Source organism: Streptomyces sp. NPDC088785 (assembly GCF_044750685.1).
Lineage (GTDB): Bacteria > Actinomycetota > Actinomycetes > Streptomycetales > Streptomycetaceae > Streptomyces.
Genome location: NZ_JBIVKH010000002.1, coordinates 682,435 through 704,157 on the forward strand (window position 1 = coordinate 682,435; position 21,723 = coordinate 704,157).

Sequence of the window (21,723 nt, forward strand, 5' to 3'; positions counted from 1 at the left end):
CCGGCGGCTCCGGGGTGATCTTCGCGTCGCGCTCGCCCCCGGGCTTCCACCGACCCCGGGTCGCTCCTGGCTGCGTACGCCGCTACTCGTCCCCATCCATGCTTCTCGCTCCGCCCAGTGTACGGCGCCCGGGACGCGGCGGCCGACCGGTTTTCGCGGGGTCGGCGGCCGGCCGCGATGCGTGCGCCCGGTGACCCGAATGGCGATACGCGCGTAAGCCGGTCCCGGCCGGCCGGGGGCGGGTGCGGCGCGGGCCGCGGGCGGGCGGATTACCAGGCGGGGAGCTGGGCACAACGCTTTCATGTTCGTCGCGCGGCGGTCCCCGGACCGGCGCGGAGGGGGTGGGTGGGAGCGGGTGTCCCGTTGCCGCGGGCCTGGAGTCGATTTATCGTCCCAGCACGATTCGCGTGCAAGATCACAATATGTGAAGGGGCCGCGGCCATGGTGGCGAAAAAGACCGCCGTTCAGCAGTCGACGTCCGACAGACCGACGGGCGCGGGTGCCTCCGGCGGAGCGGCCCGTGCCACTGCCTCCGGTGAGGCAGGGGACGACGTCGGGAAGGACGTGGGGGGCGGGCGGAGCGCGCCCGCGAAGGGGACGGTGGGCGCCACGAAGACGGGCGCCGCGAAGACGAGCACCAGTACGAAGCCGAGCACGACGAAGACGGGCGCCACGAAGGCCGGTACGCGGGCGGCCGAGACCGGCGCGGCCAGGAAGAGCGCGCCCAAGAAGAGCGCGAGGGCCGCCGCGCCGGCGAAGAAGGCCGCACCCGCGAAGAAGGCCGCGAAGCGCACCGCGGGCGCGGCGAAGGACGCGGACACGGGGTCCGGGCCCGCCGAGGGGGCCGCGGCCGCGCACCGTACGAGCAGCACGACCGGGACCGCCGACGGTCCCGCGGGCACGGAGGCGTCCGGGACCGCCGAGCGGGCCACCGGGCGCGGGAGCGCGGCGAAGAAGGCGGTCGCCCCGGCGGCCGAGGGCGCGGCGCAGGCCGCGAAGACGACGGGAGCCACGACGGTGGTTGCGAAGAAGACGCAGGGGACGGCCACGGCGGCGAAGAACCCCGAGGCGGTGCCCAAGGCGCGGGAGGCCGCCGCCGGGCCCGGCGGGCTGGCCGTCCGGCCCGGCGAGGAGCCGTGGACCCCGGGCGAGGTCGAGGAGGCGCGCGCCGAGCTCCAGAGCGAGGTGCTGCGGCTCGGCAGCGAGATCGCCGCCGCCGAGAAGGGCCTCGCCGGCCTGATGCGCGACTCCGGGGACGGCGCGGGCGACGACGACGCCGACACGGGCACGAAGAACATCACGCGTGAGCACGAGATGGCGCTGGCGGCCAACGCGCGCGAGATGCTGCTCCAGACCGAGCGGGCGCTGGAGCGGCTCGCCGCGGGCACCTACGGCCTCTGCGAGAACTGCGGGAACCCGATCGGCAAGGCGCGGATGCAGGCCTTCCCGCGGGCGACCCTGTGCGTGGAGTGCAAGCAGAAGCAGGAGCGGCGCTCCTGAGCGACCGCGTCGCCGGGCGCCGCGGCACACCGCCGCGGCGCCGCCGGGCCGCGGCCGTACCGACCTCGTGCGGCCGCACACGTGTGCCGTACCCTCGTCCCCAGTCAGGTACTAGGTTGAGGGACTCACGTGGCAGAAGCGGAGCGCGTCATCGGTACGCCGGATTCCTCTGAGACGGGGGCGGTGGAGCCCGAGCCGGTCGCCGCCGCCGAGCGGCCCAAGGGCAGGCGGCGGCTCGTCGTGCTGCTCGCCGTGGCCGCGCTCGCGTACGCCCTCGACCTCGTGAGCAAGCTCATCGTGGTCGCGAAGCTGGAGCACCGGGACTCGATCCGGGTCCTCGGCGACTGGCTGCAACTGGAAGTGATCCGCAACCCGGGCGCCGCCTGGGGCATGGGCGAGGCCTTCACGATCGTCTTCACCGTGATCGCGGCGGCCGTCATCGTCGTCATCGTGCGGCTCGCGAAGAAGCTCTACAGCACGCCCTGGGCGATCGCCCTCGGCCTGCTGCTCGGCGGGGCCCTCGGCAACCTCACGGACCGGATCTTCCGGGCGCCCGGGATCTTCGAGGGCGCCGTCGTCGACTTCATCGCGCCGAAGCACTACCCGGTGTTCAACCTGGCCGACTCGGCGATCGTGTGCGGCGGCATCCTGATCGTCCTGCTGTCCTTCCGCGGGATCGACCCGGACGGCACCGTCCACAAGGACTGAGCGGCCCCGCGGCCGGGGGCTGCGGTTCGGGCGGGCCGGTGCGCTCCTGCATACTCGACGGGTGAGCACGATTCCCGAGATCCGAACCCTGCCCGTGCCCGACGGCCTGGAGGGCGAGCGCGTCGACGCCGCCATCTCCCGCATGTTCGGCTTCTCCCGCACCAAGGCCGCCGAGCTCGCCGCCTCCGGGAAGGTGACGGTGGACGGCTCGGTCGTCGGCAAGTCCGAGCGGGTGCACGGCGGGGCCTGGCTGGAAGTGGAGATGCCGCAGGCTCCCGCTCCGGTGCAGATCGTCGCCGAGCCCGTCGAGGGCATGGAGATCGTGCACGACGACGACGACATCGTCGTCATCGTGAAGCCGGTCGGCGTCGCCGCCCACCCCAGCCCCGGCTGGACCGGCACCACCGTGATCGGCGGCCTGGCCGCCGCCGGATACCGGATCTCGACGTCGGGCGCCGCCGAGCGCCAGGGCATCGTGCACCGCCTCGACGTCGGCACCTCCGGCCTGATGGTCGTCGCCAAGTCGGAGCGGGCGTACACGTCGCTGAAGCGCCAGTTCAAGGAGCGCGTCCCGGACAAGCGCTACCACGCGCTGGTCCAGGGCCACCCGGACCCGATGAGCGGGACGATCGACGCCCCCATCGGCCGGCACCCGAACCACGACTACAAGTGGGCCGTGACCGCCGAGGGCAAGCCGTCCGTCACGCACTACGACCTCATCGAGGCCTTCCGCTCCGCCTCCCTGCTGGACATCAAGCTGGAGACGGGCCGCACCCACCAGATCCGCGTGCACATGTCCGCGCACCGGCACCCCTGCGTCGGCGACCTGACCTACGGCGCGGACCCCACGCTCGCCAAGCGGCTCGGCCTCACCCGGCAGTGGCTGCACGCCGTGCGCCTCGGCTTCGAGCACCCGTCCGACGGACAGTGGGTCGAATTCTCCAGCGAGTACCCCGACGACCTCCAGACCGCGCTGGACCGGGTCCGGGCGGAGAGCGCGTGAGCGCCGGATACGCGGTCCGGGTCGCCGAGGCCGACGCGGACCGTGCCGCCTGCTTCGCCGTCCGCCGGGACGTCTTCGTCGCCGAGCAGGGCGTGCCGCAGGAGCTGGAGTACGACGCGTACGACGCCGACGCGGTGCACGTGCTGGCCGTCCGCGAGGACGGGACCCCGCTCGGCACCGGCCGCCTGCTGACCGGCGCCGCCGCCGCGGTGAAGAACGGCGGGGCCGAGGACGTCGGCGCCCTCGGCCGGCTCGCCGTGGCCAAGGCGGCGCGCGGTCTCGGCGTGGGCGCGGCCCTGGTCGGCGCCATCGAGGACGCCGCCCGGGACCGCGGTCTCTCGGCGGTCGACCTGCACGCCCAGACCCACGCGCTGGGGTTCTACGAGCGGCTCGGGTACGAGGTGTACGGGCCGGAGTTCCCGGACGCCGGGATCCCGCACCGGGCGATGCGCAAGGCGATCCGCTGAGCGGGGCCTAGCCCGGGCCCGCGCCGCCCGAATCGGGGCGCTGCGCACCCCTGGCGAACCGATTTGCCCCGGATCGCGTGGCACCCTGGACGCGGACCACGCAAGATCGTCGAGCCAGGTCGGAGCCTCATCCGTGGATCAATTGGCCCTGCTGTTCGTGCTGCTGCTCGGGGCCGTCCTGAGCGTGCCGCTCGGCGACCGGCTCAAGCTGCCCGCGCCCATCCTGATGACCCTGCTCGGCATCGTCCTCGCCCTGATCCGGGCCGTCCCGAACGTCGACATCGACCCCGACCTGATCCTGCCGCTCGTGCTGCCGCCGCTGCTCTACGCGGCCGTGCACCGCACGTCCTGGCGGCAGTTCGCGGCCAACAAGCGGCCCATCTTCCTGCTCGCCGTCGCGCTCGTCTTCGTCACGACGGCCGCGGTCGCCTTCGTCGCGAACGCCGTCGTACCCGGGATCTCGCTCGCCGCCGCCGTCGCGCTCGGCGCGCTGGTGGCGCCGCCCGACCCGGTCGCCGCGACCGCCGTCGCCGGCCAGCTCGGGCTGCCCCGGCGGATGGTGTCGATCCTGGAGGGGGAGGGGCTCTTCAACGACGTGACGGCGATCGTGCTCTACCACGTGGCCATCGCCGCCGCCGTCAGCGGCACGTTCTCGCTGCCGCGCGCCGCCTTCGACCTGGTGCTGTCCGCCGTCGTCGCCATCGTCATCGGCTTCGCGCTCGGCTGGGCGGCCAACAAGCTCATGGCCTACCTCGGCGACGCCACCCTCCAGATCGGCCTGACCCTCCTCATCCCGTACGCCTCCTACGTCCTCGCCGAGGAGCTGAAGGGCTCGGGCGTGCTCGCCGTCCTGACCACGGCGATCTTCCTCGCCGAGCACGCCTTCGACGCCGACGACGTGCTCACCCGGCTCACCGGCCGCGCCTTCTGGGACGTCGTCGACACCCTCGTCACCGGCGTCGCCTTCGGGCTCATCGGCCTGGAGGTGCACAACGTCGTCAGGACCGCGCAGGGCCGCTGGGGCGAGATGCTGGGCTGGTCGGCGGCGGTCGTCGCCGTCGTCATCGTCGTACGGCTGCTGTGGCTCGCGCCGATGACCTGGGTGACCAAACGGATGCACGCGCGCCGCGACTACGACGAGGACATCCCCGTGACCTGGCGGGAGACCGTCGTCATGTGGTGGTCGGGGATGCGCGGGGTGGCGTCGGTGGCGCTGGCCCTCGCCATCCCGCTGACCATGGACGACGGATCGCCCTTCCCCGAGCGCGACGAGATCGTCTTCATCGCCTTCGGCGTCATCATGGCCACCCTCGTCCTCCAGGGGCTCAGCCTGCCCTGGCTGGTCAAGATGCTGAACGTGCGCGCCGACACCGAGGCCGAGCAGGAGTACGAGAAGGAGCTGGCCCTGCGCGCCGCGAAGGCCGCGAAGCGGCGCTACAAGGAGATCGAGGAGGTAGAGGAGCTGCCCGCCGAGGTGCAGGAGCAGATGCTGCGCCGGGCCTACGACATCGGGCTGCGCATCAACCCCGAGATGGGTGCCGAGGAGCGGCGCGAGACGCAGGCCAAGCGGTATACGAGGATCAAGCGGGTGCGGCGGATCCAGGCCGAGATGATGTCGGCGGCCCGGCACGAGGTGCTGTCGGCGCGCAGCGAGCCCGGCGCCAACCCGGAGGTCGTCGACCGGGTGCTGCGGCAGCTCGACGTGCGGAGTCTGCGCTAGGGCCCGTCCGGGGGCCCGTCCTCACCCGCGCCCGGTGCGCGGGGCCTTGCCGTTGCGGGCCAGGACGTGCCCCGAGAAAGCCTCCATGGCCTCGTCGGGGGCGAGCAGCGCCGTCGCCGTGTTGACCCGCGGCAGCGCGTACGGGTGCTTGTCGGTCAGCCAGCGCAGCAGCTGCTCGCGGACCGTGACCCGCACCGTCCAGATGTCGTCGGCGTCCTTGGCGGTGACCAGGGCGCGGACCTGCATCGTGGAGGGCGTGGTGTCGGTGACGGCCAGCCCCCAGTCGCGGCCGTCCCAGGCGGCGCACTCGCCGAGGATGTCGCGCAGCTTCTCGCGCATCTCGCGCATCGGCGCGCTGTGGTCGAGGTGGAAGAAGACCGTGCCGGTCATCTGCGCGCCCCCGCGCGACCAGTTCTCGAACGGCTTCGACGTGAAATACGACACGGGCATCGTGATCCGGCGCTCGTCCCAGGTGCGGACGGCGAGGAAGGTGAGGGTGATCTCCTCGACCGTGCCCCACTCGCCGTCGACCACGACCGTGTCCCCTATGCGCACCATGTCGCCGAAGGCGATCTGCAACCCGGCGAAGAGGTTGCCGAGGGTGGACTGGGCGGCCACACCGGCGACGATGCCGAGGATGCCGGCCGAGGCCAGCAGCGAGGCGCCCGCGGCGCGGAACGCGGGGAAGGTCAGCAGCATCGCCGCGATCGCCACGACGCCGACGATCGCCGTGACGACGCGCTGGATCAGGGCGACCTGGGTGCGCACCCGGCGGACCCGGGCGGGATCGCGGTGGGCGGCGGCGTAACGGGCGTAGGACGATTCGATGATCACCGCGGCGACCCGGATGATCAGCCAGGCGGTCGCGCCGATGAGCACCAGGTTGAGGGCCTGGCCGACCCCGGCCGAGTGTTCCTTGGCGAGTTTGGCCTGGTCGTACGAGCCGCGCAGCAGGGCCGCGCAGAGCACGAACTGCAAGGGCAGGCGGCAGCGCCGCAGCAGGCCCCACAGCGGGGTGTCGTGATGCCGCCGGTCGGCCCGGCGCAGCAGCCGGTCCACAGCCCACCCGACAAGGAGGGTGATGAGGACCGAGCCACCGATCACGATCAGTGGACGCAGTACGTTCTCCATCTCCATGCCTTGGACCGTAACCGAGATCCGCCACCACTAACCTGTGGCGCTCCTGGCACCATGGACGCATGGACATCATGCTCTTCCACTCGACGTTCGGTCCGCGGCCCGCCGTGCGGGCCGCGGCCGACCGGCTGCGCGCCGCCGGCCACGAGGTGTGGACCCCCGATCTGTTCGAGGGCCGCACCTTCGAGACCGTCGAAGAGGGCAGGGACTACAAGGACGGGATCGGCAAGGACGAACTGCTGAAGCGGGCCGTGCTCGCCGCCGCGCCCTACTCGGACCGCGGCCTGGTCTACGCGGGCTTCTCGCTGGGCGCCTCCGTCGCGCAGACGCTCGCCCTGGGCGACGAGAGGGCGCGCGGGCTGCTGCTCCTGCACGGCACCTCCGACATCGCCGAGAGCGCGTCCGTGGACGGGCTGCCGGTGCAGTTGCACGTCGCCGAGCCCGATCCCTTCGAGACGGACGACTGGCTGACCGCCTGGTACCTCCAGATGGGACGCACGGGCGCCGACGTCGAGGTCTACCGCTACGCCGGGGCCGGCCACCTCTACACCGACCCCGACCTGCCGGACTACGACGAGGAGGCCGCCGAGGCCACCTGGCGGGTGGCGCTCGGCTTCCTCGACTCCCTCTGACCGGGACCCACTCCGCCCGGCCGCCGCGGGTCACTTCACCGGGGCGTCCGCGCGCTCGACCTTCTGGGTCCCGGTGCGGGTGCGGTAGGAGCGGGCCCAGGCCGACGTGGCGTTCTGGTCGGTCCGGTCCGAGACCACGTGGTAGTCCATCTGCGCCCGCTCGGCGGTGACGTCCAGCACGCCGTAGCCGTGCGCGTCCATGTCCACCCACTTCACGTGCCGGTTGGCCGCCTTGACGGCGGTCTCGGCCACGGTGGAGACGGTGCCGGGAGCGACGTGCAGGGTGTCGTCGAGGTTGTCCGAGGTCACCGACGTGACCACGAACTCCGTCGCCGCGGACGGCGAGAGCGGATAGGTGCCCGCCGTCACCGGCACGTCGTTGGCCCACGCCATGTGGATGTCGCCGGTCAGGAAGACGGTGTCCTCGATGCCGCGCTCGCGCAGGTGGGAGATCAGCTCCTTGCGGTCGTGCGTGTAGCCGTCCCACTGGTCGACGTTGACGGCCAGGCCCTCCTCGGGCAGGCCGAGCAACTCGGCGAGCGGGCCGAGGAGATGGGCCGGGAGCGCGCCGAAGGCGACCGGCGAGATCATCACCGAGGTGCCGACCAGCTTCCACTGGGCGTCGGAGGCGGCGAGCCCGGACTTCAGCCAGTCGAGCTGGGCGCGGCCGGTGATCGTGCGGTCGGCGGCGTCCACCGCGCCGTCGCCGATGCCCGCCTGCCGGGAGCGGAACGAGCGCAGGTCCAGCAGGTGCAGATCGGCGAGGGCGCCGAACCGCAGCCGCCGGTAGACGGTGCCCGCGATCGACGGGCGCACCGGCATCCACTCGAAGTAGGCCTGCTTGGCGGCGTCCCGGCGGGCCGCCCAGGCGCCCTCGGTGTCGGGGGAGTGGTTCTCGGCGCCGCCCGACCAGGCGTCGTTGGCGAACTCGTGGTCGTCCCAGATGGCCACCAGCGGATGGGCCGCGTGCATCGCCCGGACGTCGTCGTCGGTCTTGTGGGCGCCGTGCCGGATCCGGTAGTCGGCGAGCGTGACGATCTCGTGGGCGGGCTGGTGCGGCCGCACGGTGTACGCCGCCGCCGGGTACTCGCCGGTCCGGTACTCGTACAGGTAGTCGCCGAGGTGGAGCACCGCGTCCAGGTCGGCGCGGGCGGCCAGGTGACGGTAGGCGGAGAACCAGCCGGCCTCCCAGTTGGCGCAGGAGACGACGCCGAAGCGCAGCTCCTCGCGCGCGTCGGCGGCGGGCGCGGTGCGGGTCCGCCCGACCGGTGAGTACGTGTCACCCACGAAGAAGCGGAACCAGTAGGCGCGCGCCGGGCGCAGGCCCCTGACATCCGCCTTCACGGTGTGGTCGGACGCGGCGCCGGCGGTCGTGGTACCGCGGCCCACCACCGTGCTGAACGCCCGGTCCTCGGCGATCTCCCAGCCCACCGCGGTGTCGGGCCCGCGGCCGGAGCCGGGCACCGCCTCGGCGGTCGGCGTCACCCGGGTCCACAGCAGGACCCCGTCGGGGAGCGGGTCGCCCGAGGCGACTCCGTGCAGGAAGGCGGGCCCCTCGGCGGCCCGGGCGGCGGGCACCGCGAGCAGCGGGGCGGCGAGGACGGCGCCGGCCGCCGCGGCCTTGACCACCGTACGGCGGCGCGGCGCTGAGGCTTCTGTCTGAGGTCGACTGGTCACGGAACAGCACACTACTGACCGGTACGCGCCAAGGGCGGGCGAACTCCCAAGAGTTCGCCCGCCCTTCAGCGGTGCGTAGGGCGGGACCGGTCGGTCAGCCCGCGAGCGCCTTGTCGATCGCCGTGTTGAACTCGGCCACCGTCATGGGCGCGTTCTGGCCGTCGGAGCCGACGAGCTTCTTGCCGTCCATGACCAGGGACGGGGTGCCGGAGACGTCGTCCTTGTTCGAGTCGAACGTCTTGGACATCTTCATGGCCCAGTTGTCGTACGTGCCGTTCCTGACGTCCTTCTGGAAGGCCTTGTCGCCCTTGAGGGCGTCCACCGAGTTCGCGACCTTGATCAGGTAGTCGTCGCTCTTGAACTCGTCCTTGGTCTCTTCCGGGTGGTACTTCTTCGAGTACAGGGCCGTCTTGTAGTCGAGGAAGGCGTCCTGGCTGACGTTCAGGGCGGCGCCGAGCGCGCTCAGTGCGTTCTTCGAGCCCTCGCCGTTGGAGCCGATCTTGCCGCTGCCGTCGCCGTCGATGAAGGTGGCGCCGATGTACTGGATCTTGAACTTGCCGTCCTCGACGTCCTTGTGGACGGTCGAGCCGACGGTCTGCTCGAAGGCCGCGCAGACCGGGCAGCGCGAGTCCTCGTAGAGCTTCAGGGTTTTCTTCGCGCTGTCCTTGCCGATCACCACGGTGGTGCCGTCGGTGCCGGTGGTGTGCGCGGGCGCCACGACGCCGGAGCTCTTCGCGTCGAGGGCCTTCTCCCAGTGGGAGGGCTTCATGGCCTGGACGGCGAAGTAGCCGACGCCGCCGGCTATCGCGAGGACACCCACGATCGAGCCGATGACGATGCCCTGCCGCTTCGCCTTCGCCTTCTTCGCCTGCTTCTCGCGCTCGACGCGCAGTCGCTCGCGGGCCGCCGTCTTCGCCTGCTGGGTGTTGCGCTTGCTCATGGTCCGTACTCCGTTGCCTGATGAAAGATGCGGGGGACTGTCGTGCCGGGGTCCGGGCTCTCGCGGGGGCGAGGGCTCAGCGGGCCGCGCACGGCGGTCCGCGCCGTCCCACGGAGTGCACCCAGAGCCGGGTGCGGGCGGCCGGCACGGCGGCGGCCGGGCGGGGTCCGGCGACCGGCGCCGGAGCCCGTCGGGCGGTGACCGCGGCCCAGGCGACAATCAGCGGGCGGAACGCGAACGCGGCCAGCGCGCGCAGCAGCTGGGCCAGCGCCTGCTCGCCGCGGCGCAGCCACAGGGCCGCGAGCAGCCCGACCGTGACGTGCGCCCCGAGCAGCAGCCAGGAGGCCGCCGGATCGGCGGCGTGCGCGAACAGGCCGGCCGTCCGGTCGGCGCCGCCGCCCGTCATCCGGGTCAGCGGCGTGCCCACGTTCCCCGCGCACAGCAGGTCGAAGCCGAACGAGCGCAGGGGACCGGCGACCGGGCCGCCCGCCGCGCCGTAACAGACGTGCTGGCCGGTGGTGAAGACGGTGTCCGCGGCCAGTTCCAGCGGCACCAGGAGCGCCGCGATCCGGCCGAAGCCGCGCTCCCGTCCGGCGAGCGCGTACGCGATCACGAAGACGGCGGCGGCGATCGCGCCGACCGTCGGCAGCGGCAGCGGGGCCCGGGACAGCAGGACGTGCGACGCGGCGGACAGCGTCACGGCCACGGCCGTGAAGAGCGCCGCGCGCACGGCTCTGAGCTGGGTCCCGGATATGTCGTCCATCGCCCAGGAGTGTGCCACGGCCGACGGTAAACGATGCCTAAAGGGTGGCTGTGTGTCAGAGGCCGGGGATCCGGCCGTTGCGGAACAGGTCCACGAAGATCTGGTGGTCCTTGCGCGCGCGGGCGCCGTAGACGTGCGCGAAGTCGACCAGGAGGTCCGCGAAACCGACCTCGTCGGCGGCGATCGCCGCGTCGATCGCGCGCTCCGTGGAGAACGGCACCAGCGACTCGCCGGACTGGTCGTCGGCCGCGCCGTGCATCGTCGCCGTGGCCCGGCCGAGGTCGCCGACGACCGCGTCGACCTCCTCCGGGTCGTCGATGTCCGACCAGTCCAGGTCCACCGCGTAGGGGGAGATCTCGGCGACCAGCTGACCCGCGCCGTTCAGCTCCGTCCAGCCCAGCCACGGGTCCGCGTGGGCCTGGAGCGCGCGCTGCGAGATGACCGTGCGGTGGCCCTCGTGCTGGAAGTAGTCGCGGATCGCCGGGTCGGTGATGTGGCGCGAGACGGCCGGCGTCTGGGCCTGTTTCACGTAGATCACCACATCGTTCTCCAGGGCGTCGCTGTTGCCCTCCAGAAGGATGTTGTACGACGGCAGGCCCGCCGAGCCGATGCCGATGCCGCGCCGGCCCACCACGTCCTTCACCCGGTACGAGTCGGGGCGGGTCAGCGACGACTCCGGCAGCGTCTCCAGATAGCCGTCGAAGCCGGCCAGCACCTTGTAGCGCGTCGCCGCGTCCAGCTCGATGGAGCCGCCGTCCGGGGCGAAGCGGCGCTCGAAGTCCCGGATCTCCGTCATGGAGTCGAGCAGCCCGAAGCGGGTGCGCGCGCGGGCGTGGCGCAGCGCGCCGAGCAGCGGGCCGTCCGCCGTGTCCAGGGTGAAGGGCGGCACCTCGTCGTTCTTCGCGCCGGTGGCCAGCGAGTGGACCCGCTCGCGGTAGGCCGCCGCGTACGTGCGCACCAGGGCCGTGATCTGCTCGTCGCTGAACGCCTTGGCGTACCCGATCAGGGCCACCGAGGCGGCGAAGCGCTTCAGGTCCCAGGTGAAGGGGCCCACGTACGCCTCGTCGAAGTCGTTCACATTGAAGACCAGCCGGCCGTTCGCGTCCATGTACGTGCCGAAGTTCTCCGCGTGCAGGTCGCCGTGGATCCACACCCGGCTGGTGCGGTCGTCCAGGTACGGTCCGCCGTGCTGCTCGCGCTCCAGGTCCTGGTAGAACAGGCAGGCCGTCCCGCGGTAGAACGCGAAGGCCGAGGCGGCCATCTTGCGGAACTTGACCCGGAAGGCCGCGGGGTCCGCGGCGAGCAGCTCGCCGAACGCGGTGTCGAAGACGGCGAGGATCTGCTCGCCGCGCTCTTCAGCGGTGGGCTGCTGGTCCGACATCGCGGGGTGCCTCCTGGTGCAGATGGTGCGTGAGCTGTGCGACACGCAGGGCAGGTGTTCCGACCTGTCCAACGCATGACCGTACTCCGGAGTGCCCGTCGGTTGTCAGCGGTCGGTCGTAGACTTCCAAGCTGTCCCCTCCCCATCGCCCCGTCGCCCCGTCGCCCCGTCGCCCCGTCGCCGCCCGTCGCCACCCGTTCGCCCATGGAGGCCCCCACCGTGTCGAAGCCGCCCTTCACGCACCTGCACGTCCACACCCAGTACTCCCTGCTGGACGGTGCCGCGCGGCTGAAGGACATGTTCAAGGCGTGCAACGAGATGGGCATGACCCACATCGCCATGTCCGACCACGGCAACCTGCACGGGGCGTACGACTTCTTCCACTCCGCGCAGAGCGCCGGGGTCACGCCGATCATCGGCATCGAGGCGTACGTCGCCCCGGAGTCGCGGCGCAACAAGCGGAAGATCAAGTGGGGCCAGCCGCACCAGAAGCGCGACGACATCTCCGGTTCGGGCGGTTACACGCACAAGACGATCTGGGCGGCGAACAAGACGGGCCTGCACAACCTGTTCAAGCTGTCCTCCGACGCGTACGCCGAGGGCTGGCTCCAGAAGTGGCCGCGCATGGACAAGGAGACGATCTCCCAGTGGAGCGAGGGCCTGATCGCCTCCACCGGCTGCCCCTCCGGTGAGCTCCAGACCCGGCTGCGCCTCGGCCAGTTCGACGAGGCCCTGAAGGCCGCCTCCGAGTATCAGGACATCTTCGGCAAGGACCGGTACTTCCTGGAGCTGATGGACCACGGCATCGAGATCGAGCGCCGGGTCCGCGACGGCCTGCTGGAGATCGGCAAGAAGCTCGGCATCCCGCCCCTGGTGACGAACGACTCGCACTACACGTACGCGCACGAGGCCACGGCCCACGACGCGCTGCTGTGCATCCAGACCGGCAAGAACCTCTCGGACCCGGACCGCTTCCGGTTCGACGGCACGGGCTACTACCTGAAGTCGACCGACGAGATGTACGCCGTCGACTCCTCGGACGCCTGGCAGGAGGGCTGCCGCAACACCCTCCTGGTGGCCGAGCAGATCGACACCACCGGCATGTTCGACAAGCGCGACCTCATGCCGAGGTTCGACATCCCGGAGGAGGGCTACACCAACACCACCTGGTTCAAGGAGGAAGTGCGGCGCGGCATGAACCGCCGCTACCCGGACGGTGTCCCCGACGACCGGCAGAAGCAGGCCGAGTATGAGATGGACATCATCATCCAGATGGGGTTCCCGGGGTACTTCCTCGTCGTCGCCGACTTCATCATGTGGGCCAAGAACAACGGCATCGCGGTGGGCCCCGGCCGCGGCTCCGCGGCCGGCTCGATCGTCGCCTACGCCATGGGCATCACCGACCTCGACCCGATCACGCACGGCCTGATCTTCGAGCGGTTCCTCAACCCCGAGCGCGTCTCCATGCCCGACGTCGACATCGACTTCGACGAGCGCAGGCGCGTCGAGGTGATCAGGTACGTGACCGAGAAGTACGGCGCCGACAAGGTCGCCATGATCGGCACCTACGGCAAGATCAAGGCCAAGAACGCGATCAAGGACTCCGCGCGCGTGCTCGGCTACCCGTACGCGATGGGCGACCGCCTCACCAAGGCCATGCCCGCCGACGTCCTCGGCAAGGGCATCGACCTCGACGGCATCACCAACCCCACGCACCCGCGCTACAGCGAGGCGGGCGAGATCCGCGGGATGTACGAGAACGAGCCGGACGTCAAGAAGGTCATCGACACCGCCAAGGGCGTCGAGGGCCTGGTCCGGCAGATGGGCGTGCACGCCGCCGGCGTCATCATGTCCAGCGAGCCGATCGTCGACCACGCCCCGCTGTGGACCCGGCACACCGACGGCGTGACCATCACGCAGTGGGACTACCCGCAGTGCGAGTCGCTCGGCCTGATCAAGATGGACTTCCTGGGCCTCAGGAACCTGACGATCATGGACGACGCCGTCAAGATGGTGCGGTCCAACAAGGGCATCGACCTGGAGATGCTGTCGCTGCCGCTGGACGACCCGAAGACCTTCGAACTGCTCTGCCGCGGTGACACGCTCGGCGTCTTCCAGTTCGACGGCGGCCCCATGCGCTCGCTGCTGCGCCAGATGCAGCCCGACAACTTCGAGGACATCTCCGCCGTCTCGGCCCTGTACCGGCCGGGCCCGATGGGCATGAACTCGCACACGAACTACGCCGAGCGCAAGAACGGCCGGCAGGACATCACGCCGATCCACCCGGAGCTCGAAGAGCCCCTGAAGGAGACGCTGGGCCTCACCTACGGCCTCATCGTGTACCAGGAGCAGGTGCAGAAGGCCGCCCAGATCGTCGCCGGGTACTCGCTCGGCGAGGCCGACATCCTGCGCCGCGTGATGGGCAAGAAGAAGCCCGAGGAACTGGCGAAGAACTTCACCATCTTCCAGGAGGGTGCCCGCAAGAACGGCTTCTCCGACGCCGCGATCCAGGCCCTGTGGGACGTCCTGGTGCCGTTCGCCGGGTACGCGTTCAACAAGGCGCACTCCTCCGCGTACGGCCTGGTCACCTACTGGACCGCGTACCTGAAGGCGAACTACCCGGCCGAGTACATGGCCGCGCTGCTCACCTCGGTGAAGGACGACAAGGACAAGTCGGCCGTCTACCTCAACGAGTGCCGGCGCATGAAGATCAAGGTGCTCCCGCCGGACGTCAACGAGTCGGTGCACAACTTCGCCGCCCAGGGCGACGACGTGATCCTCTTCGGCCTGGAGGCCGTCCGCAACGTCGGCACGAACGTGGTGGAGTCGATCATCCGCTCGCGCAAGGCGAAGGGGAAGTACAGCTCGTTCCCCGACTACCTCGACAAGGTCGAGGCCGCGGCGTGCAACAAGCGGACGACCGAGTCCCTCATCAAGGCGGGCGCCTTCGACCCGATGGGGCACACCCGCAAGGGCCTGACCGCGCAGTACGAGCCGATGATCGACAACGTGGTGGCGGTCAAGAGGAAAGAGGCGGAGGGGCAGTTCGACCTCTTCGGCGGCGGCGAGGACGAGAGCGACGCCCCGGGCTTCGGGCTCGACGTCGAGTTCTCCACCGACGAGTGGGACAAGACGTACCTGCTCGCCCAGGAGCGCGAGATGCTCGGCCTGTACGTCTCCGACCACCCGCTGTTCGGCCTGGAGCACGTGCTGTCCGACAAGGCGGACGCGGGCATCGGCCAGCTCACCGGCGGCGACTTCGGCGACGGCGCGGTCGTCACGGTCGGCGGCATCATCTCCGGCCTCCAGCGCAAGATGACCAAGCAGGGCAACGCCTGGGCGATCGCGACCGTCGAGGACCTCGCCGGTTCCATCGAATGCATGTTCTTCCCCGCGACGTACCAGCTGGTCTCCACCCAGCTCGTCGAGGACGCCGTGGTCTTCGTCAAGGGCCGGCTCGACAAGCGCGAGGACGTGCCGCGGCTGGTCGCCATGGAGATGCAGGTCCCCGACCTGTCGAACGCGGGGACGAACGCACCGGTGATCCTCACCATCCCCGCCCTGAAGGTCACCCCGCCGATGGTCAGCCGCCTCGGCGAGATCCTGTCCAACCACCGGGGCGACAGCGAGGTCCGGATCAAGCTCCAGGGCCCCCGCAAGACCACGGTCCTCCGGCTCGACCGGCACCGGGTCAAGCCGGACCCGGCGCTCTACGGCGACCTGAAGGTGCTGCTCGGCCCGTCCTGCCTGGCGGGCTGACCAGGACCGGACCGCCGGCGCGACACGGCGCGAGGGCCGCACCCGGACGTCCGGGTGCGGCCCTCGTCGTACCGCGGCGGCCGTGCCGCCCGCGTCAGTTGTGCCCGAAGCGGCGCTCGCGGTGCTTGCGGGCCACATCCCCCGGTGTGGCCTGGATGGCCGACTTCGCCTCGGCCTCCATGGCGGACGACCGGGCCTGCTGGTCCTGGGCCTCTGCCGACTTCTCCTGCTGATTACGGTTCTGCTTGCGGTTCTTGGCCATGGTGATTGCCTCCTGCGGGGGATCTCGGGGCCAGGGCCGGTTTCAGATTCACACGGGGGGAACAAGACCGCATTTCGGGCCATCACCGTAGGTAAGAGGCACTTCCGACGCTCCGGGACGTCCCCTTCCCCGCTTCCGCCACGCCGAAGATCGAGTTCGGGCCGTTAAGCCCCGCGCCGTCGGGCAGACTCGAAGGAAACCCGAAGCGAACGCACGGGCGTGTCGGCGAAAGAGGGTGGACCGCGTGGACCGTTGCATCGTCCTGGTGGACGCCGGGTATCTGCTGGGAGCTGCCGCGAGTCTCCTCGCGGGCGAGCCGTCCCGGTCCCGGATCCATGTCGACCACGCCGCCCTCATCCAGGGGCTGCGCGAGCGCGCCGAGGCGGAGACCGAGCGCCAGCTGCTGCGCATCTACTGGTTCGACGGCGCCCCCGACCGGGTCCCGCAGCCCGAGCACCGCAGGCTGCGCGTGATGCCCCGGGTGACCGTCCGGCTCGGCGCCCTGACCCGCAGCGACGGACGCTGGGCGCAGAAGGGCGTCGACGCCGCGATGCACGCCGAGCTGACCGAACTGGCGCGCAACCGGGCCTGCTCCGACGTCGTCCTCGTCACCGGCGACGGCGACCTGCTGCCGGGCATGATGGCCGCCAAGGAGCACGGCGTCGCCGTCCACCTGTGGGCCGTCCAGGCCGCCGACGGCGACTACAACCAGTCCGAGGACCTGGTCGCCGAGGCCGACGAGCGGCGGGTGCTCGACCGGACCTGGATCACCAAGGCCGTCCGCGCCAAGGAGCTCAGCGGCGCGTGCGCCCCGCCGCCCGCCCCGCGCCCCGAGATCGCCGCGATCCTCTCCGCGCCGCTGCCCGAGTCCGCGCCCGCCGCCCCCGGCCGGGACACCGACGCGCCGCCCGCCCCGCACCCCCCGGCCGAGCGCGCCGAGCGGCCCGGGAGCGACCACGAGGACCGCTCCGGCACCGGCCGGGGCGTCCCCACCCCCAAGGACCTGGCCGCCCTGCGCGCACCCGGCCCCCAGCCCTCGCAGCCCCCGCAGCCCCCGGCCAACGCGACACTGCGCTGGTCCTCCGACAAGGGCTGGGTCGAGCGACCCGGCGGGGGCGGCGAACCCCCCGAGTCCGCGTCGCTGCCCACCCTGGCCCAGCTCACCTCGGCCGAGCAGCGCTGGGCCGACCGCGAGGAGGACATCACCACCGTCGGCGGCGACCCGTACGAGGTGGGACAGGTGTTCGCCCGGCGCTGGATGGGCCGGCTCGGCGACCAGACGCAGCTCCAGAAGCTGTCGACCATGTATCCCCGGGTGCCGCACCGCATCGACGGGGAGCTGCTGCGGTACGCGGCCCGGTTCGGGCTGCTGGCCCACAAGGACGACCAGATCGACGAACACGACCGGTACGCGATCCGGGCCGGGTTCTGGCGGGAGGTCGACGTGCGGACCGGCGCGGAGCACGCCACCGCGGGGGACTGACCGCCGGGCGCGCCGTGCCGTCGCCGGTGCGGTCGCCGAGCCGCGTCCGCGGGCGCGTCGTGCCTGGTCGCGCCGCTCGCCGCGCCCTCGCGGGGCGCCATTTGTCCCACCCGGGCGCAAACCTGGGCCCTCGACCCCGTACTCTCGTTCCTCGTGAGTACGCGCACCGGTGAGCCCGCCCTGGAGCATGACAGGGGTGCCGTCGTGTGCTCGGTGCGGGGGCTGCGGAAGACCTATCCGCCCTCGCGCGGGCGGCGCGGCGTGCCCGCGACGCCGGAGGTGCGGGCCACCGACGAGGTCCGGCTCGACATCGCGCGCGGCGAGATCTTCGGCCTGCTCGGGCCGAACGGCGCCGGGAAATCCACCCTCGTCCGGCAGCTGACCGGACTCATGCGGCCCGACGCCGGGAGCGTGGAGATCCTCGGGCACGACATCGTGCGCCACCCGGAGCGGGCCTCGCGGATCCTCGCCTACCTGGGCCAGGAGTCGACCGCGCTCGACGAGCTGACCGTCTCCCTCGCCGCCGAGACCACCGGGCGGCTGCGCGGGCTCAGCCTCAAGGACGCCCGGGCCGCCCGGGACGACGTCCTCGACGAACTGGGCATCGGCGCGATCGCCGCCCGCCCGCTCAAGAAGCTGTCCGGCGGACAGCGCCGGCTCGCCTGCTTCGCCGCCGTCCTCGTCGGCGAGCGCCCGCTGCTCGTGCTCGACGAGCCGACCACCGGCATGGACCCCGTGGCCCGGCGGGCCGTCTGGGCGGCCGTGGACCGCCGGCGTGCCGAGCGCGGCACCACCGTGCTGCTCGTCACCCACAACGTCATCGAGGCCGAGACCGTCCTCGACCGGGTCGCCGTGATGGACCAGGGCCGCGTCATCGCCTGCGACACCCCGGCCGGGCTCAAGGAGCGCGTCGCGGGCGAGGTGCGGGTCGAACTCGTGTGGCGCCAGGAGGCGCCCGTCGAGCTGCCCGAGGTCGCGCGGCTGCGCGAGCACGCCGTCGAGTCCGGGCGGCGCTGGTCGCTGCGGCTCGCGCCCGACGAGGCCCGCCGCGCCGTCGCCGCCGTCACCGGCGGCCCGGCCTTCGACCATCTCGACGACTTCACGCTCGCCACCCCGAGCCTGGAGGACGTGTACTTGGCGCTCGGCGGCAGCCGCAGCGGTGTGAAGGGCCTGGTGAAGGCGTGAGTGTCGTATCAGCCGACGCGGTGCGGGCCGTGGGGCCGGCCGTGACCGCGGGCCCCGGCCGCGGCGAGGAGGGGCTCGCGCCGCGGGCCCGCTTCCTGCCGTCGCTCGCCGCCGTCTACCGCGCCCAGCTCTCCCGGGCCCGGGTGGCCCGGATCCCGCTGCTCTTCGTGGCGACCTTCCAGTCCATCGGCATCATGATCCTGATGCGCGGCGTCGTCGACCAGGGCGGCCGCGAGGCGCAGGCCGTCGTCGCCGGGTCCGCGGTGCTGGTCGTGGCGTTCGTCGCGCTGAACCTGCTGGCCCAGTACTTCGGACAGCTGCGCGCGGCCGGCGGGCTCGACCACTACGCGACGCTGCCCGTGCCGCCCGCCTCCGTGGTCCTCGGCGCGGCGGGCGCGTACGCGTCGTTCACCGTGCCCGGCACCGTGGTCACCGCGGTCGTCGGCTGCGCGATGTTCGACCTGCCGCTCGCCCACCTGTGGGTGCTCGCCGCCGTGATCCCGCTCGCCGGGGCCGCCCTCGCCGGGCTCGGCGCCGCGCTCGGCCTGCTCGCGCCCCGGCCGGAACTGGCCACCCTGCTCGGCCAGTTGGGCATGTCCGCGGCGCTGCTGCTCGGCGTGCTGCCCGCCGCCCGGATGCCCGAAGCGGTGCGCTACGCCCGCGATCTGCTGCCCTCGACGTACGGTGTCGAGGCCTTCGCCCGCACCTTCGGCGAGCACCCGGACTGGCCGGCCGTCCTGCTGGATCTGGGTGTCTGCGCCGCCGTCGGCGTCGCCTCGCTGGCCGTGGCGACCTGGGCGTACCGTCGGGCGGCCGTCCGGTGACGCGCCCGGTGGACACGCCTGGCACGATGGCAGGGTGACCGCACCGCTGACACCGCCACCGCATCAACCCCCGGAGAACAACGGGCACGGGAACCCGTGGCAGGCCCCGGACCCGATGGCCGGCCACGTGCCGCCGCCCGCGCCCTACCCGGGACGCGAGGAGGGGCCCGGCCTGAAGGCCGAGCTGCGCGAGGCCGCCGCCGTCTTCGTGGGTGTCGCCCTGTTCGGGCTCCTGCTCGGTGCGCTCTGGCTGTGGCTCGCGCCGCGCGTCCCGCTCGTCTCCGACAGCACGGCCGTCTACCTCAAGGACAGCGAGGGGGAGCAGGCCATCGGGATCGACGGCACGTTCGCGCTGCTCGGCCTCGCGTTCGGCGCCGTGACCGCGCTCCTCGTCTTCCTGTGGCGGCGCCGCGGCGGTATCGGGATCGTCGTGGCGCTCGCGCTGGGCGCCCTGCTCGGCGGGGTCGTCGCCTGGCGGTTCGGGATCTGGCTCGGGCCGACGCGGGACGTCGCCGCCCACGCCAAGGAGCTCGGCAAGGGGGTCGTGTTCGACGCGCCCCTCGAACTGAAGGCCAAGGGCGCGCTGCTGGCGTGGCCGCTGGCCGCGATGGTCGTCCACCTCGCGCTCACCGGCCTGTTCGGCCCCCGGGACCCCGACCCGTACGCGGAGTACTACACGGCCCCGAGCCCCCACGCGCCGCAGGGCCCCCAGGAGCCTCAGACCCCCCAGGCGCCGCAGGGGCAGGACCCGGCCCGGTAGAGCGGGCCGGGGGTCGTCCGGGAGCGTGCCGGACCGGGGAGGGCCGCGTCGACGGCGCCCCCTCCCCGGCCGTGCCGGCGCCGGGCGTCAGGCGGGCCTGCGCCCGTGATTGGCCCTGCGCTTCTTGATCCGCCACTTGCGCTTGCGCGTCCTCTTCGACATGTCCTTGGTGCTTAGCCGAAGCCGGGCGGTCCGTCGAGGGGTCAGGCACGCCCGACCGGTGCCAGCACCGCGTCGGTGAGCGCCGCGAGATCCGCGGCCGCCAGCTCGACCTCCAGGCCGCGACGGCCCGCCGAGACACAGATGGTCGCGTGCCGCGCCGCCGACGCGTCGATGACCGTCGGCAGCTTCTTGCGCTGCCCGAGCGGCGAGATGCCGCCGCGGACGTACCCGGTGGTGCGCTCGGCGAGGGCCGGGTCCGCCATCGCGGCGCGCTTGCCGCCGACCGCCGCCGCGAGCGCCTTCAGGTCGAGCTGGCCCGCCACCGGGACGACGGCGACCGTGAGCCGCCCGTCGACGTCCGCGACGAGCGTCTTGAAGACCCGGTCGGGGGAGACGCCCATCGCCTCGGCCGCCTCCTCGCCGTAACTGGCGTGGGCCGGGTCGTGCTCGTAGGAGTGGACCGTGAAGGCGGTGCCCGCGGCCGTCAGCGCGACCGTCGCCGGGGTGCCGCCGGACTGCTGCTGCTTCTTGGGCTTCTTCGCCAACGTGCCGTGTCCTTCAGGTCAGTTGAGGCTGGTGGCCTGCCGGGTGAGGTCCGTCGCGGGCAGCGACGGCAGATGCCGGATGATCGCCGTCTCGGTGCGCAGCAGCCGCAGCTCCTCGCGCAGCCGGGACGCCACGTCACCGGCCTCCAGGAGCCGCTGCCGCGTCGGTACGTCCAGCACCGCCGCCGCGGCGACCAGGTACGACACCACCGACGGCTCGTCCGGCAGCTCGGCGCCCGTCGTCAGGGACCGCTCGCGGGCGCCCGCGAGCCGCTTCTGGTACGAGCGGAACGCGCGCAGCACCCCCTCGGCCAGCGCCCCCGCCTCGTCGCCGTCGTCGTCGGGCAGCACCTTCACCTCGGCGGTGAGGTACGGGCCGGAGGCGTCCACCGACAGCAGTTCGACGCGCTGGGTGCCGGTCGCGAGGACCTCGAAGCTGCCGTCGGCGCGCTCGCGGATCGTCGCCGCGTCCGCGATGCAGCCCACGGTGTGGAAGGAGGCGATCGGGTCGTCGCCGAAGCCCGCGGCCGGGCCGGCGCCCGCCTCCTTCGTGGTGAGGTCGTCCGGCATGCCGGCGGCGCTCGGCGCGACCTCGTGGCCGTCGCGGATCGCCACGACCACGAAGTTGCGCGGTTCGTCGGAGACGGCCGGGTCGGCCTCGGGGTCGTCGGGGTCGGCGGGCCCGGAAGGAGAATCCTTCAGCAGGTCGCGCATCAGGGCGCGGTAACGCTCCTCGAAGATGTTCAACGGGAGGACGAGCCCGGGGAACAGCACCGAGTTGAGCGGGAAGAGCGGAAGCCGGACGGTGGTCACGA

Annotated in this window: 19 protein-coding genes; 11 read left to right on the plus strand and 8 right to left on the minus strand. The window is 72.3% G+C overall.

The window, feature by feature from the left end:
* Positions 1 to 441 precede the first annotated feature (441 nt).
* The 5 genes from ACIP5K_RS08735 (at position 442) to ACIP5K_RS08755 (ending at position 5,398) form a co-directional block, all read left to right on the plus strand.
* Positions 442 to 1,500 (plus strand): TraR/DksA family transcriptional regulator, encoded by a 1,059-nt coding sequence (locus ACIP5K_RS08735; protein ID WP_401406877.1) that lies wholly within the window; start codon positions 442 to 444, stop codon positions 1,498 to 1,500.
* A 129-nt stretch (positions 1,501 to 1,629) separates the two neighbouring features.
* A complete protein-coding gene (lspA, locus tag ACIP5K_RS08740; RefSeq protein ID WP_401406879.1) occupies positions 1,630 to 2,208 on the plus strand; it encodes a signal peptidase II in 579 nt (192 codons plus the stop codon).
* A gap of 61 nt (positions 2,209 to 2,269) precedes the next feature.
* Positions 2,270 to 3,211, plus strand: a complete 942-nt coding sequence (locus ACIP5K_RS08745) for an RluA family pseudouridine synthase (RefSeq protein WP_401406881.1) — start codon at positions 2,270 to 2,272, stop codon at positions 3,209 to 3,211.
* The gene (locus ACIP5K_RS08750) at positions 3,208 to 3,678 is read left to right on the plus strand and encodes a GNAT family N-acetyltransferase (RefSeq protein ID WP_401406883.1); all 471 of its coding nucleotides are present in this window, start codon (positions 3,208 to 3,210) and stop codon (positions 3,676 to 3,678) included. Before ACIP5K_RS08745 ends, ACIP5K_RS08750 begins: the two co-directional genes overlap by 4 nt.
* 133 nt (positions 3,679 to 3,811) lie before the next feature.
* Entirely contained in the window at positions 3,812 to 5,398 is a 1,587-nt protein-coding gene (locus tag ACIP5K_RS08755) for a Na+/H+ antiporter (RefSeq protein ID WP_401406885.1), read from the plus strand.
* 21 nt (positions 5,399 to 5,419) lie between these two features.
* On the opposite strand, the gene ACIP5K_RS08760 is transcribed toward ACIP5K_RS08755, so the two are convergent.
* Positions 5,420 to 6,529, minus strand: coding sequence for a mechanosensitive ion channel family protein (locus tag ACIP5K_RS08760; protein WP_401407554.1), 1,110 nt, complete (start codon positions 6,527 to 6,529; stop codon positions 5,420 to 5,422).
* 68 nt (positions 6,530 to 6,597) lie between these two features.
* On the opposite strand from ACIP5K_RS08760, the gene ACIP5K_RS08765 reads away from it, so the two are divergent.
* Entirely contained in the window at positions 6,598 to 7,167 is a 570-nt protein-coding gene (locus ACIP5K_RS08765) for a dienelactone hydrolase family protein (RefSeq protein ID WP_401406887.1), read from the plus strand.
* 30 nt (positions 7,168 to 7,197) lie between these two features.
* Here the strand turns inward: ACIP5K_RS08765 and ACIP5K_RS08770 are convergent, their stop codons facing one another.
* The 4 genes from ACIP5K_RS08770 to ACIP5K_RS08785 form a co-directional block, all read right to left on the minus strand.
* Complete coding sequence (locus ACIP5K_RS08770; RefSeq protein WP_401406889.1) at positions 7,198 to 8,844, minus strand: alkaline phosphatase D family protein; 1,647 nt, start codon at positions 8,842 to 8,844, stop codon at positions 7,198 to 7,200.
* Between the two features lie 94 nt (positions 8,845 to 8,938).
* Positions 8,939 to 9,784, minus strand: a complete 846-nt coding sequence (locus ACIP5K_RS08775; RefSeq protein WP_401406891.1) for a thioredoxin domain-containing protein — start codon at positions 9,782 to 9,784, stop codon at positions 8,939 to 8,941.
* 76 nt (positions 9,785 to 9,860) lie between these two features.
* A complete protein-coding gene (locus ACIP5K_RS08780) occupies positions 9,861 to 10,547 on the minus strand; it encodes a hypothetical protein (RefSeq protein WP_401406893.1) in 687 nt (228 codons plus the stop codon).
* Between the two features lie 55 nt (positions 10,548 to 10,602).
* Entirely contained in the window at positions 10,603 to 11,928 is a 1,326-nt protein-coding gene (locus ACIP5K_RS08785) for a DUF2252 domain-containing protein (protein WP_401406895.1), read from the minus strand.
* Between the two features lie 219 nt (positions 11,929 to 12,147).
* Here ACIP5K_RS08785 and dnaE point away from each other — a divergent pair, with 219 nt between their 5' ends.
* Complete coding sequence (gene dnaE, locus ACIP5K_RS08790; protein WP_401406897.1) at positions 12,148 to 15,687, plus strand: DNA polymerase III subunit alpha; 3,540 nt, start codon at positions 12,148 to 12,150, stop codon at positions 15,685 to 15,687.
* Between the two features lie 94 nt (positions 15,688 to 15,781).
* Here the strand turns inward: dnaE and ACIP5K_RS08795 are convergent, their stop codons facing one another.
* The gene (locus tag ACIP5K_RS08795; protein ID WP_401406899.1) at positions 15,782 to 15,949 is read right to left on the minus strand and encodes a hypothetical protein; all 168 of its coding nucleotides are present in this window, start codon (positions 15,947 to 15,949) and stop codon (positions 15,782 to 15,784) included.
* Positions 15,950 to 16,193: 244 nt separating this feature from the next.
* On the opposite strand from ACIP5K_RS08795, the gene ACIP5K_RS08800 reads away from it, so the two are divergent.
* The 4 genes from ACIP5K_RS08800 (at position 16,194) to ACIP5K_RS08815 (ending at position 20,201) form a co-directional block, all read left to right on the plus strand.
* Positions 16,194 to 17,432, plus strand: coding sequence for an NYN domain-containing protein (locus ACIP5K_RS08800; RefSeq protein WP_401406901.1), 1,239 nt, complete (start codon positions 16,194 to 16,196; stop codon positions 17,430 to 17,432).
* Between the two features lie 153 nt (positions 17,433 to 17,585).
* Positions 17,586 to 18,617 carry an ABC transporter ATP-binding protein gene (locus ACIP5K_RS08805; RefSeq protein ID WP_401406903.1) on the plus strand — a complete coding sequence of 344 codons (1,032 nt, stop codon included), beginning with the start codon at positions 17,586 to 17,588 and terminating at the stop codon, positions 18,615 to 18,617.
* Entirely contained in the window at positions 18,614 to 19,441 is an 828-nt protein-coding gene (locus ACIP5K_RS08810; protein ID WP_401406905.1) for an ABC transporter permease, read from the plus strand. The genes ACIP5K_RS08805 and ACIP5K_RS08810 overlap by 4 nt, the downstream gene beginning before the upstream one ends.
* A gap of 34 nt (positions 19,442 to 19,475) precedes the next feature.
* Positions 19,476 to 20,201 carry a DUF2567 domain-containing protein gene (locus ACIP5K_RS08815; protein WP_401406907.1) on the plus strand — a complete coding sequence of 242 codons (726 nt, stop codon included), beginning with the start codon at positions 19,476 to 19,478 and terminating at the stop codon, positions 20,199 to 20,201.
* A gap of 203 nt (positions 20,202 to 20,404) precedes the next feature.
* On the opposite strand, the gene ybaK is transcribed toward ACIP5K_RS08815, so the two are convergent.
* Positions 20,405 to 20,908, minus strand: a complete 504-nt coding sequence (ybaK, locus tag ACIP5K_RS08820; protein WP_401406909.1) for a Cys-tRNA(Pro) deacylase — start codon at positions 20,906 to 20,908, stop codon at positions 20,405 to 20,407.
* Between the two features lie 18 nt (positions 20,909 to 20,926).
* The gene (locus ACIP5K_RS08825; RefSeq protein ID WP_401406911.1) at positions 20,927 to 21,721 is read right to left on the minus strand and encodes an LON peptidase substrate-binding domain-containing protein; all 795 of its coding nucleotides are present in this window, start codon (positions 21,719 to 21,721) and stop codon (positions 20,927 to 20,929) included.
* Positions 21,722 to 21,723: the final 2 nt, after the last annotated feature.

Coding starts and splice junctions, on each gene's coding strand:
- ACIP5K_RS08735 (WP_401406877.1), top strand. CDS start 442: ATGGTGGCGAAAAAGACCGCCGTTCAGCAGTCGACGTCCGACAGACCG.
- ACIP5K_RS08760 (WP_401407554.1), bottom strand. CDS start 6,529: ATGGAGAACGTACTGCGTCCACTGATCGTGATCGGTGGCTCGGTCCTC.
- ACIP5K_RS08765 (WP_401406887.1), top strand. CDS start 6,598: ATGGACATCATGCTCTTCCACTCGACGTTCGGTCCGCGGCCCGCCGTG.
- ACIP5K_RS08775 (WP_401406891.1), bottom strand. CDS start 9,784: ATGAGCAAGCGCAACACCCAGCAGGCGAAGACGGCGGCCCGCGAGCGA.
- ACIP5K_RS08780 (WP_401406893.1), bottom strand. CDS start 10,547: ATGGACGACATATCCGGGACCCAGCTCAGAGCCGTGCGCGCGGCGCTC.
- ACIP5K_RS08785 (WP_401406895.1), bottom strand. CDS start 11,928: ATGTCGGACCAGCAGCCCACCGCTGAAGAGCGCGGCGAGCAGATCCTC.
- ACIP5K_RS08795 (WP_401406899.1), bottom strand. CDS start 15,949: ATGGCCAAGAACCGCAAGCAGAACCGTAATCAGCAGGAGAAGTCGGCA.